Origin of the sequence: Bacillus sp. AY18-3 (assembly GCF_008042305.1) — a bacterium.
Taxonomy (GTDB): Bacteria; Bacillota; Bacilli; order Bacillales; family Bacillaceae_G; genus Bacillus_A; species Bacillus_A wiedmannii.
Map to the genome: position 1 here is coordinate 130,017 of NZ_QKQR01000011.1, position 11,537 is coordinate 141,553.

Genomic DNA, 11,537 nt, shown 5'->3' on the forward strand with positions numbered 1-11,537 from the left:
AACGAACCTATCTACAAAAGAATAATAACTCATTTTATTATGTCCTCATGTAAAAAACACTAAACTTATTCACAGTGGATAAGTTTAGTGTTTTTTAGTTATCCACACCTATTTTCCCCTCAAAAAAACCGGCACTCAATTGAGTAACCGGTCACTTGGAAGATATTACAACATGTCGATGTGGTTCTTTTCCTTCAGAAGTTGTAATGATATTTTGATGATTAGATAATGCTTGGTGGATAATCTTTCGTTCAAAAGATGGCATAGGCTCCAACACAACTCTTTTTTTCGTACTTACTACTTGTTTTGCTAATCGATAAGAAAGTGCTTCTAATGTAGCTTTTCTTTTACTACGATAATTTTCAGCATCTAGTGTGATGCCAATATACTGCTTCGTACTACGATTCGCCACAAGTTTTGTTAAATACTGCAAAGAATTCAAGGTGTTTCCTCTTTTCCCAATCAAAACACCTATGTTTTTGCCGGAAATTGTAAATTCAACTTCGCGTCCTTTTACAATTTTACTAATCTCAGCTTCCACACCCATATCATGAAGAATATTTTTTAAATATTCTTCACATTCTTGAATCGGATCTTTCTTCAATACAACTTCTACTACTGCAGGTCGATTCCCAAATAAACCTAGGAACCCTCTTTTACCCTCATCGATAATATTTATATCTACTCGGTCTTTTAGAACATTTAGTTGCCTTAAAGCATCTTGTACTGCCAGCTCGACTGTTTGTCCTTTAGCAGTAATTACACTCACTTGCTTGATCCTTCTGCCTTACTAGCCTTAATTTCTGGCCCTTTAATCAAGTACATTTGAGCGATACCAAAGATATTACCAACAACCCAGTAAAGTGATAATGCAGCTGGGAAGTTAATTGCAAAGACTAAAATCATAATTGGCATAAGCCAAATCATCATTGCCATTTGCGGATTTTGACCAGCTGTTCCTGCCATTGCAAGCTTTTGCTGAATAAATGTCGTAATTGCCGCAACAACCGGTAAGATATAGTACGGATCTGCCTGCCCTAAATCGAACCATAAAAATGTATGCTTACTAATTTCTGCTGTTCTCATAATCGCATGGTAAAACGCGAATAAAATAGGCATCTGAATGAATATTGGTAAACATCCTGCTAATGGGTTTACACCATTTTTTTGATATAACTGCATCATTTCTTGTTGTAGTTTTTGCTGTGTTGCTTGATCTTTAGAACTATATTTCTCTTTTAACTTAACCATTTCTGGTTGTAACGCCTGCATTGCTTTCGTACTCTTCGTTTGTTTAATCATTAATGGTAATAATGCAAAACGAATGATAAGAGTTGTAACAACGATTGCTAAACCGTAATTACTACCAAATAAGTTGGCAAAATACGTAATTAACTGAGAAAGCGGATATACGAAATATTCATTCCAAATTCCAGTACTTTTCGGTGTAATCGGCTGATTCACTTCACTACAGCCAGTAGCAATTGCCATTAATGCAATAACCATGGCTAGTAAACCTATTTTCTTTTTCAAAGCCTGCTCCTCCTTGTTTCGGTATGTATATAGTGTAATTCATTTCCTTACGCTACTTTTTTATTCTTTTCATACCAGAGCGTTTAAAGACATGAATTAAGCTTTTCTTTAATTCTTCATATGTCATCTCTGCACAAGGCTTCCTTGCTATTATAACAAAATCTTTTCCAGAATCTATCTCATCTTTTAATTCTGTGATCGACTGGCGAATCATACGTTTAATTCGGTTACGCACTACTGCATTTCCTATTTTCTTGCTGACAGAAAGGCCAATACGAAAGTTTGGCTGCTCTCCCTTATCTAGTTGATAGACAACAAGCTGACGGTTAGCGTTCGATTTTCCTTTTTGAAAAACCGTCTGGAATTCATCATTCTTTTTTATACGATATTTTTTCTTCATATCAATTGACACTCCTGTAGTTCATCAGTGGAAATTCACTATTATTAGAAAAAAAGACCACTGAACGATCAGTGGTCTACGCAGATAATACTTTTCTTCCTTTACGACGACGAGCTGCTAGCACTTTACGTCCGTTCGCTGTGCTCATACGGCTGCGGAAACCATGTACTTTGCTGCGCTTACGTTTATTTGGTTGGTAAGTTCTTTTCATTATATGACACCTCCCTGAGGAATATCTGTTAAAGACAGTCCTATAAATTATAGTTAATCAACTAGGAAAATGTCAATGGTTCTCGAAATTTTCATCAAATATTCATTTTGAACCTATTCACATACTTTTTCACAGACCCTATATTTCCTTGTGGATAAATGTTTTTTCTCGGTTTTTATATCCACAAACCCTTTTCGTACTTTTACACAGTATATCGTGTTGTGGACAAGTTTATTCCACAAGGTATTGATTTTGTGGATAACTTTCTTAAATTCATTGCTATAGCTACTTTTTTTTGATATTATAGTTGTGTTTTCACTTTGAATAAGTTTTCCACACCTTTATCTTATCCACAATTTGTGTATAACATGTGGACAGTTTTAATCACATGTGGGTAAATGCTTATCCACATTTGCTTTTTTTGTCGAAAACCCTATCTCATATACAAACGACGTTTTTAGGTTTTAAAATACGTTTCGTATAAATATACATTTTATATTTATTTAGGTTGTACATTTGTTGCGCAACCTTATTCTTTTACCATCTTAGTAAAGGAGGGACACCTTTGGAAAACATCTCTGATTTATGGAACAGCGCCTTAAAAGAACTAGAAAAAAAGGTCAGTAAACCAAGTTATGAAACATGGTTAAAATCAACAACCGCACATAATTTAAAGAAAGACGTGTTAACAATTACAGCTCCAAATGAATTCGCTCGTGATTGGTTAGAATCTCATTATTCAGAGCTAATTTCGGAAACACTTTATGATTTAACGGGGGCAAAATTAGCTATTCGCTTTATTATTCCCCAAAGTCAAGCTGAAGAGGAGATTGATCTTCCTCCTTCTAAACCAAATTCAGCACAAGATGATTCTAATCATTTACCACAGAGTATGCTAAATCCAAAATATACGTTTGATACATTTGTTATTGGCTCTGGTAACCGTTTTGCTCACGCTGCTTCATTGGCCGTAGCCGAAGCGCCAGCTAAAGCATATAATCCCCTCTTTATTTACGGGGGAGTTGGACTCGGAAAGACCCATTTAATGCATGCAATTGGTCATTATGTAATTGAACATAACCCAAACGCAAAGGTTGTATATTTATCATCAGAAAAATTTACAAATGAATTCATTAATTCTATTCGTGATAATAAAGCGGTCGATTTTCGTAATAAATACCGTAATGTAGATGTTTTATTGATAGATGATATTCAATTTCTAGCAGGAAAAGAACAAACTCAAGAAGAGTTTTTCCATACATTCAATGCATTACACGAAGAAAGTAAACAAATTGTAATTTCAAGTGATCGGCCACCAAAAGAAATTCCAACTTTAGAAGATCGTCTTCGTTCTCGCTTTGAATGGGGACTCATTACGGATATTACGCCACCAGATTTAGAAACACGAATTGCAATTTTACGTAAAAAAGCAAAGGCTGAAGGACTCGATATACCAAATGAGGTTATGCTTTATATTGCAAATCAAATTGATTCAAACATTCGTGAACTAGAAGGTGCACTTATCCGAGTTGTAGCTTATTCATCTTTAATTAACAAAGATATTAATGCTGATTTAGCAGCTGAAGCACTTAAAAATATTATTCCAAATTCTAAACCAAAAATTATCTCCATTTATGATATTCAAAAGGCTGTCGGGGATGTTTATCAAATAAAACTGGAAGATTTCAAGGCGAAAAAGCGAACAAAATCAGTTGCCTTCCCTCGCCAAATTGCAATGTATTTATCACGCGAACTTACAGATTACTCCTTACCTAAAATCGGTGAAGAATTTGGTGGACGTGATCATACAACAGTTATCCATGCTCATGAAAAAATTTCTAAGCTGCTTAAAACGGATACGCAATTACAAAAACAAGTTGAAGAAATTAACGATATTTTAAAGTAGTAGCTGAATAGTGTGAATAACTTCCCTTGTTTTACGCACAGTCTATCCACATGTAGATAGACTGTTTTTACATCCTTCAAGGGGGTTATCCACATATCCACAGGCCCTATTACTATTACTACTATTTTTTTATCTTTATTAATTAAATAAAATATTATACTTACCGGAGGTTTTTCTTTATGCGTTTTACAATACAAAAAGACTATCTTGTAAGAAGTGTACAAGATGTAATGAAGGCTGTTTCTTCTCGTACAACAATTCCGATCCTTACAGGAATTAAAGTTGTCGCTACGGAAGAAGGAGTTACGTTAACAGGAAGCGATGCTGATATTTCTATTGAATCTTTTATCCCAGTTGAAGACAATGGAAAAGAAATCGTAGAAGTAGCACAATCAGGAAGTATTATTTTACAAGCAAAATATTTTAGTGAGATTGTAAAAAAATTACCTAAAGAGACTGTCGAAATTTCTGTGGAAAATCATTTTATGACAAAAATAATTTCTGGAAAATCAGAGTTTAATTTAAATGGTTTAGATTCTGCTGAATATCCATTGTTACCACAAATTGAAGAACATCATGTTTTTAAGATCCCAACAGATTTACTGAAACATATGATCAGACAAACTGTATTTGCAGTTTCCACTTCTGAAACAAGACCAATCTTGACAGGTGTAAACTGGAAAGTATATAACAGCGAATTAACTTGCATTGCTACAGATAGTCACAGGTTAGCTCTTCGAAAAGCAAAAATCGAAGGAATCGCAGATGAATTTCAAGCGAATGTTGTTATTCCGGGTAAAAGCTTAAATGAATTAAGCAAAATTCTAGATGAGTCTGAAGAAATGGTAGATATCGTTATTACGGAGTATCAAGTATTATTCCGTACAAAGCATTTATTATTCTTCTCAAGATTGTTAGAAGGTAATTATCCGGATACAACTCGTTTAATTCCAGCAGAAAGTAAAACAGATATTTTTGTAAATACAAAAGAATTTTTACAAGCAATTGATCGTGCATCTTTATTAGCAAGGGATGGTCGTAATAATGTTGTAAAATTATCAACTTTAGAACAGGAAATGCTAGAAATTTCTTCGAATTCACCAGAAATTGGGAAAGTAGTAGAAGAAGTTCAATGTGAAAAGATGGATGGGGAAGAGTTAAAAATATCTTTTAGTGCAAAATATATGATGGATGCACTAAAAGCTTTAGATAGTACTGAAATTAAAATTAGCTTTACTGGTGCGATGAGACCATTCTTAATTCGTACAGTAAATGATGAGTCCATTATTCAATTAATTTTACCGGTTCGTACTTACTAAGTAAGAAGTAAGGGTTGCTAGTTTTCAGATACTAGTAGCCCTTATTTGATTTTTGGGTATTACTTTCCTAATGTTAGTTTATTTAGTACAATGAAAGAATGAACACTTTCAGAAAGTGAGCGATTTTATGAAACGTATTAAAATTTCAACAGAGTATATTACACTAGGACAATTTTTGAAGTTAGCCGATGTAATTGATACAGGTGGCGCTGTAAAATGGTTTTTACAAGAATATGAAGTGTACGTGAATCAAGAACTTGAAAATAGAAGAGGTCGCAAATTATATGCGAACGATATTATTGAAATTCCAGGAAGCGGAAGTTTCCAAGTTCAGGCATAAAGGGGGAGCCCTTTGTTTATTTCAGAAATACAATTAAAAAACTATCGCAATTATGAAAAGTTAGAGCTTTCCTTTGAAGATAAAGTGAATGTGATTATCGGTGAAAACGCACAAGGGAAAACGAATTTGATGGAAGCTATTTATGTTTTAGCGATGGCGAAATCTCATAGAACCTCTAATGACCGCGAGCTTATCCGTTGGGATGAAGACTTCGGTCAAATTAAAGGGAAATTACAAAAGAGAAATAGTTCTTTGTCTTTGGAATTAAATATTTCGAAAAAAGGTAAAAAGGCAAAATTAAATCAACTTGAACAACAAAAATTGAGTCAATATATTGGCATGATGAATGTTGTCATGTTTGCCCCAGAAGATTTAAATCTTGTAAAAGGAAGCCCTCAAGTAAGAAGACGCTTTTTAGATATGGAATTAGGCCAAATAGCTCCAATCTATTTGTATGAATTGAGTCAATATCAAAAGGTGCTCACGCAACGAAATCACTTGCTGAAAAAGATGCAAGGGAATAGTAAGAATGAGGAAACGATGTTGGATGTATTTACACTTCAACTTATTGAGCATGGTGCAAAAATATTGCAAAAACGGTTTGAGTTTTTGCATTTACTACAAGAATGGGCAGCTCCAATTCATCGCGGTATAAGCCGCGGATTAGAAGAATTAGAAATTGTCTATAAACCAAGTGTAGATGTATCAGAATCAATGGATTTGTCGAAAATAAAAGAAGTATACTATGAAAATTTTCAATCTGTGAAACAACGTGAGATTTTCCGTGGTACGACTTTAATTGGTCCTCATCGTGATGATTTACAATTCTTCGTTAATAGTAAAAATGTTCAAGTCTTTGGTTCGCAAGGACAACAACGAACGACCGCACTGTCCCTAAAATTAGCTGAAATTGAATTGATTTACTCAGAAGTTAAGGAATATCCGATTCTTTTATTGGATGATGTATTATCAGAATTAGATGATTATCGTCAATCGCATCTGTTAAATACAATTCAAGGAAAAGTGCAAACATTTGTGACAACGACGAGTGTCGACGGAATTGAACACGAAACATTAAAAGAAGCGAAAACAATTCATGTAACGAACGGCACGGTAGATTGTGAAATAGATAGGGCGTAATCCCTATTTAAATGGAAAAGTAGGTGATCTTTGTGTCAATGGAACAAAAGCAAATGGAAGAAAACTCATATGATGAAAGTCAGATACAGGTACTTGAAGGATTAGAAGCGGTTCGAAAACGCCCTGGGATGTATATTGGATCTACAAGTGGAAAAGGACTTCACCATCTTGTGTGGGAAATCGTCGATAATAGTATTGATGAAGCACTTGCAGGGTATTGTGATGAAATTAACGTTAGTATCGAAGAAGATAATAGTATTCTTGTAACGGATAATGGACGTGGTATTCCAGTTGGTATACAAGAAAAAATGGGACGTCCTGCTGTAGAAGTTATAATGACCGTTCTTCATGCTGGTGGTAAGTTTGGCGGTGGCGGTTATAAAGTTTCTGGTGGTTTGCATGGTGTTGGGGCATCTGTAGTAAATGCTCTATCAACAGAACTAGAGGTATTTGTACATCGTGAAGGCAAAATCCATTATCAAAAATACGAAAGAGGTATCCCGGTTGCGGATTTAAAAGTCATTGGTGACACAGATCAAACAGGGACGATAACTCGATTTAAACCAGATCCAGAAATTTTTCAGGAAACAATAGTATACGAATTTGATACGTTAGCAACTCGTATGCGCGAATTAGCATTTTTAAATCGTAATATTAAATTAACAATTGAAGATAAACGTGAACATAAACAGAAGAAAGAATTCCATTATGAAGGTGGAATTAAATCATATGTTGAGCATTTAAATCGTTCAAAACAGCCAATTCATGAAGAACCTGTATATGTAGAGGGTTCAAAAGATGGTATTCAGGTTGAAGTTGCGCTTCAATATAACGAAGGATACACAAATCATATTTACTCATTTACAAATAATATTCATACGTATGAAGGTGGTACACATGAGGTAGGATTTAAAACAGCCTTAACTCGTGTGATCAACGATTATGGTCGTAAAAATAATATTTTAAAAGATGCGGATAGTAATTTAACTGGTGAAGATGTTCGTGAAGGTTTAACAGCGATTGTGTCAATTAAACATCCAAATCCACAATTCGAAGGACAAACGAAGACGAAACTTGGAAATAGTGAAGCAAGAACAATTACAGAGTCAGTATTCTCAGAGGCATTTGAAAAGTTCTTACTGGAAAATCCGAATGTTGCACGTAAGATTATAGATAAAGGGACGATGGCAGCGCGTGCGCGTGTAGCAGCTAAAAAGGCTCGTGAGTTAACTCGCCGAAAGAGTGCTTTAGAAGTTTCAAGTTTACCAGGGAAATTGGCAGATTGTTCTTCTAAAGATCCAGCAATTAGTGAAATCTATATCGTAGAGGGTGACTCTGCGGGTGGGTCTGCAAAACAAGGGCGTGATCGTCATTTCCAAGCAATTTTACCGCTGAAGGGTAAAATCATTAATGTTGAAAAGGCACGCTTAGATAAGATTTTATCAAATGATGAAGTTCGTACAATTATTACAGCGATTGGTACAAATATCGGCGGAGACTTCGCTATTGAAAAAGCACGCTATCATAAAGTTATTATTATGACGGATGCTGATGTTGATGGTGCGCATATTCGTACCCTATTATTAACGTTCTTCTATCGCTATATGCGTCAAATAATTGAGTGCGGTTATATATATATTGCACAGCCACCTTTGTTTAAAGTACAACAAGGTAAGAAAATTCAATATGCTTACAATGATAAGGAACTTGAAAAAATCTTAGCTGAATTACCAGCCCAACCTAAGCCAGGGATTCAGCGTTATAAAGGTCTAGGGGAAATGAATCCAACTCAGTTATGGGAGACGACAATGGACCCAGAAGTACGTTCATTACTTCAAGTTTCACTTCAAGATGCAATTGAAGCGGATGAAACATTTGAAATTTTGATGGGAGATAAAGTAGAGCCACGTCGTAACTTTATCCAAGAAAATGCAAAATACGTGAAAAACCTTGATATTTAAATGGGTAATGACAGGAATCTAAGTATTCCTGTCTTCTACATATAAATCAATGTATGTGTAACGGAAATGTAAGAGGAGGTGCTGGTTGATGTCAGACAATCAACAACAAGCACGAATTCGAGAAATTAATATTAGTCATGAAATGCGTACCTCGTTTTTAGATTACGCAATGAGTGTTATCGTATCTCGTGCATTACCAGATGTTCGTGATGGATTAAAACCTGTGCATCGTAGGGTTTTATATGCGATGAATGATTTAGGAATTACAGCTGATAAAGCGTATAAAAAATCAGCGCGTATTGTCGGTGAAGTAATCGGTAAGTATCACCCTCACGGTGATTCAGCTGTTTACGAGACGATGGTACGTATGGCGCAAGATTTTAGTCAACGTTATATGCTTGTTGATGGGCATGGTAACTTTGGTTCTGTTGATGGTGATTCAGCAGCAGCGATGCGTTATACAGAAGCAAGAATGTCTAAGATTTCTATGGAATTAATACGTGATATTTCAAAAAATACGATTGATTATCAAGATAACTATGATGGTTCTGAAAGAGAGCCAATTGTATTGCCAGCGCGTTTCCCTAATTTATTAGTGAATGGTACGACGGGTATTGCGGTAGGTATGGCAACGAATATTCCACCGCATCAACTCGGGGAAGTAATTGATGGTGTATTGGCACTAAGCCATAATCCCGACATTACGATTGCGGAATTAATGGAGTTTATTCCAGGACCAGATTTTCCAACAGCAGGTTTAATTTTGGGACGAAGTGGGATTCGAAGAGCGTATGAAACAGGTAGAGGCTCTATTATGCTTCGAGCTAAAGTTGAAATTGAAGAGAAGTCAAATGGTAAACAATCTATTCTCGTAACTGAACTACCTTATCAAGTTAATAAGGCGCGATTAATTGAAAAAATTGCAGAATTAGTTCGTGATAAGAAAATTGAAGGTATTACGGATTTACGTGATGAGTCAGATCGAAACGGTATGCGTATTGTTATGGAAGTACGCCGTGATGCTAATGCCAATGTACTATTAAATAATCTATATAAACATACAGCACTTCAAACAAGTTTCGGTATTAATATGTTGTCTCTTGTAAATGGAGAGCCACAAGTACTGAATTTAAAACAAAATTTATATCATTACTTGGAGCACCAGAAGGTAGTAATTCGTCGACGTACTGCTTATGAATTAGAAAAAGCAGAGGCGCGTGCTCATATTTTAGAAGGATTACGAATTGCTCTAGATCATCTAGATGAAGTTATTACGTTAATTCGTAGTTCGAAAACAGCAGATATTGCAAAACAAGGCTTAATGGAACGTTTCGGTTTAAGTGAGAAACAAGCACAAGCAATTTTAGATATGCGTCTGCAACGTTTAACAGGATTAGAACGTGAAAAAATTGAGCAAGAATATCAAGACTTAATGAAGTTAATCGCTGAATTAAAAGCAATCTTAGCAGATGAAGAGAAAGTTCTTGAGATTATTCGTGAAGAATTAACGGAAGTAAAAGAACGCTTCAATGATAAGAGACGAACGGAAATTACAATTGGTGGCATGGAATTTATTGAAGATGAAGATTTGATTCCAGAGCAAAACATCGCTATTACGTTAACTCATAATGGTTATATTAAGAGGTTACCGGCTTCTACGTACAAAACACAGAACCGTGGTGGACGTGGTGTGCAAGGAATGGGAACAAATGATGATGATTTCGTAGAGCATTTATTAACTACTTCTACGCATGATCACATTTTATTCTTTACTAATAAAGGGAAAGTATACCGTACGAAAGGATATGAAATCCCAGAGTATAGTCGTACAGCAAAAGGTATACCTATTATTAACTTATTAGGTGTAGATAAGGGTGAATGGATTAACGCCATTATTCCAATTCGTGAATTTGGTGATGATGAATTCTTATTCTTCACAACAAAACAAGGTATTTCTAAGAGAACGCCACTTTCATCATTTGCAAATATACGTACGAATGGTTTAATCGCCATCTCTCTTCGTGAAGAGGATGAAGTAATATCTGTACGTTTAACATCTGGTGATAAGGATATTATTGTAGGAACAAGCAATGGTATGTTAATTCGCTTTAACGAGCAAGATGTGCGTTCTATGGGACGTAATGCGGCTGGTGTAAAAGCAATTACATTAGGTGATGAAGATCAAGTTGTAGGCATGGAAATTGTCGAAGAGGATGTAAATGTTCTAATCGTAACGAAAAATGGTTATGGAAAACGTACACCTATTGATGAATACCGTCTACAAAGCCGTGGTGGTAAAGGTCTGAAGACTTGTAATATTACAGATAAAAACGGTAAATTAGTAGCTGTTAAATCTGTAACAGGTGAAGAAGATATCATGTTAATTACGGCAGCAGGTGTTATTATTCGTATGCCAGTTGATCAAATCTCTCAAATGGGACGTAATACACAAGGTGTTCGTCTAATTCGATTAGAGGATGAGCAAGAGGTAGCGACGGTAGCAAAAGCACAGAAAGATGAAGAAGAGGAATCTAATGAAGAGGTTTCTTCTGAAGAATAAGAGGGGGATTTTTCCTCCTCTTATTTTTTTATAATAATACTTGCATAGCAATGGAAAACTCTATATAATAGGCAGAGTCAGCAAATGAGAGATACAAATTATCTTAAAAAACTTGTTGACGAAAATAATATACTATGATATATTATGAAAGTCGCTGAAACGCGATG

10 protein-coding genes are annotated in these 11,537 nt (G+C 35.3%); 6 read left to right on the plus strand and 4 right to left on the minus strand.

What is annotated here, in order from left to right; all coding sequences use genetic code 11:
• Positions 1 to 151: 151 nt before the first annotated feature.
• From jag to rpmH, 4 genes are all read right to left on the minus strand, one after another.
• Positions 152 to 769, minus strand: a complete 618-nt coding sequence (gene jag / locus DM800_RS11005; protein ID WP_147786858.1) for an RNA-binding cell elongation regulator Jag/EloR — start codon at positions 767 to 769, stop codon at positions 152 to 154.
• The gene (gene spoIIIJ / locus DM800_RS11010) at positions 766 to 1,533 is read right to left on the minus strand and encodes a YidC family membrane integrase SpoIIIJ (protein ID WP_000726758.1); all 768 of its coding nucleotides are present in this window, start codon (positions 1,531 to 1,533) and stop codon (positions 766 to 768) included. The genes jag and spoIIIJ overlap by 4 nt, the downstream gene beginning before the upstream one ends.
• Positions 1,534 to 1,585: 52 nt before the next feature.
• Positions 1,586 to 1,933 carry a ribonuclease P protein component gene (rnpA, locus tag DM800_RS11015; protein WP_000731505.1) on the minus strand — a complete coding sequence of 116 codons (348 nt, stop codon included), beginning with the start codon at positions 1,931 to 1,933 and terminating at the stop codon, positions 1,586 to 1,588.
• 76 nt (positions 1,934 to 2,009) lie between these two features.
• A complete protein-coding gene (rpmH, locus tag DM800_RS11020) occupies positions 2,010 to 2,144 on the minus strand; it encodes a 50S ribosomal protein L34 (protein ID WP_000831901.1) in 135 nt (44 codons plus the stop codon).
• A gap of 565 nt (positions 2,145 to 2,709) precedes the next feature.
• Here rpmH and dnaA point away from each other — a divergent pair.
• The 6 genes from dnaA (at position 2,710) to gyrA (ending at position 11,370) form a co-directional block, all read left to right on the plus strand.
• The gene (dnaA, locus tag DM800_RS11025; protein ID WP_000428027.1) at positions 2,710 to 4,050 is read left to right on the plus strand and encodes a chromosomal replication initiator protein DnaA; all 1,341 of its coding nucleotides are present in this window, start codon (positions 2,710 to 2,712) and stop codon (positions 4,048 to 4,050) included.
• A 179-nt stretch (positions 4,051 to 4,229) separates the two neighbouring features.
• Entirely contained in the window at positions 4,230 to 5,369 is a 1,140-nt protein-coding gene (gene dnaN / locus DM800_RS11030; RefSeq protein ID WP_087981847.1) for a DNA polymerase III subunit beta, read from the plus strand.
• Between the two features lie 127 nt (positions 5,370 to 5,496).
• Positions 5,497 to 5,709 (plus strand): S4 domain-containing protein YaaA, encoded by a 213-nt coding sequence (gene yaaA / locus DM800_RS11035; protein WP_000821366.1) that lies wholly within the window; start codon positions 5,497 to 5,499, stop codon positions 5,707 to 5,709.
• Between the two features lie 12 nt (positions 5,710 to 5,721).
• Positions 5,722 to 6,849, plus strand: coding sequence for a DNA replication/repair protein RecF (gene recF / locus DM800_RS11040; protein WP_000470742.1), 1,128 nt, complete (start codon positions 5,722 to 5,724; stop codon positions 6,847 to 6,849).
• Between the two features lie 38 nt (positions 6,850 to 6,887).
• Positions 6,888 to 8,810, plus strand: a complete 1,923-nt coding sequence (gyrB, locus tag DM800_RS11045) for a DNA topoisomerase (ATP-hydrolyzing) subunit B (RefSeq protein WP_000435974.1) — start codon at positions 6,888 to 6,890, stop codon at positions 8,808 to 8,810.
• An 88-nt stretch (positions 8,811 to 8,898) separates the two neighbouring features.
• Positions 8,899 to 11,370 (plus strand): DNA gyrase subunit A, encoded by a 2,472-nt coding sequence (gene gyrA / locus DM800_RS11050; protein ID WP_001282859.1) that lies wholly within the window; start codon positions 8,899 to 8,901, stop codon positions 11,368 to 11,370.
• Positions 11,371 to 11,537 lie beyond the last annotated feature (167 nt).

Bases quoted from the DNA above. Each gene is read 5' to 3' on its own strand.
- rnpA (WP_000731505.1), bottom strand. From the start codon at position 1,933: ATGAAGAAAAAATATCGTATAAAAAAGAATGATGAATTCCAGACGGTT.
- rpmH (WP_000831901.1), bottom strand. From the start codon at position 2,144: ATGAAAAGAACTTACCAACCAAATAAACGTAAGCGCAGCAAAGTACAT.
- dnaN (WP_087981847.1), top strand. From the start codon at position 4,230: ATGCGTTTTACAATACAAAAAGACTATCTTGTAAGAAGTGTACAAGAT.
- yaaA (WP_000821366.1), top strand. From the start codon at position 5,497: ATGAAACGTATTAAAATTTCAACAGAGTATATTACACTAGGACAATTT.
- gyrB (WP_000435974.1), top strand. From the start codon at position 6,888: ATGGAACAAAAGCAAATGGAAGAAAACTCATATGATGAAAGTCAGATA.
- gyrA (WP_001282859.1), top strand. From the start codon at position 8,899: ATGTCAGACAATCAACAACAAGCACGAATTCGAGAAATTAATATTAGT.